Source organism: Paraburkholderia sp. BR13439 (genome assembly GCF_040948805.1).
In the GTDB taxonomy this organism is placed as follows: Bacteria; Pseudomonadota; Gammaproteobacteria; order Burkholderiales; family Burkholderiaceae; genus Paraburkholderia; species Paraburkholderia youngii.
In genome coordinates, this window is sequence record NZ_JBFPKN010000131.1 from 1 (window position 1) to 794 (window position 794).

General features: G+C 62.5%; 1 pseudogene. It reads left to right on the forward strand.

The features are described 5' to 3' along the window. A pseudogene (locus AB3X96_RS42525) lies at nucleotides 1-794 on the forward strand (IS3 family transposase); the annotation flags it as partial.

Below are 794 nucleotides of genomic sequence, written 5' to 3' on the forward strand. Positions count from 1 at the left end.
TGCGTGCGGAGAATGCGCGACTGAAGATGGAGCGCGACATTCTAAAAAAGGCGGCAGCGTACTTTGCGAAAGAATCGCCGTGAAGTACGCCTTTATCGAACGGGAGCACAAGCGCTGGCCGGCGTCGCTGCTGTGCGAGTTGCTGGAGGTCAGCCCGAGCGGGTATCACCAGCGGCGTCAGCGGGCTGCAGCGGGCCGGGAGAGGCACAGCCCGGTACGAATCAGCGACGATGCCGTGCTGGCCAACATCCGCGCGATCCATGCGCAGGTCAAGGGTGAGTACGGCTGGCCGCGCATGACGAAAGAACTGGTTGCACGTGGTGTGCGCGTGGGTAAGGAGCGGGTTCGCCATCTGATGGCGCGGCACGGCATTCGTGCTCGGCACAAGCGCAAGTTCATCGCGACGACGAATTCGAACCATAACCTGCCGGTCGCGCCGAACTTGCTGAAGCGTAACTTCACGACGAGTGCGCCGAATCAGGTCTGGACGAGCGACATCACGTACTGCGCGACTGCAGAAGGCTGGGTTTATCTGGCGGTCATCATCGACCTGTTCAGCCGGCAGGTGGTGGGCTGGTCGATGCAGCCTCACATGAAGGCCGAGCTGGTCACTGACGCGCTGCGCATGGCATGGTTCAGACGGCGTCCGCCGCCGGGCCTGATCATGCACAGCGACCGGGGCAGCCAGTATTGCAGCGGGCTGTTTCAGGACACGCTGAAAGCATATGGCATGCGTTCGTCGATGAGCCGCCGTGGCGATTGCTGGGACAACGCGCCGACCGAAAGCTTGTGGG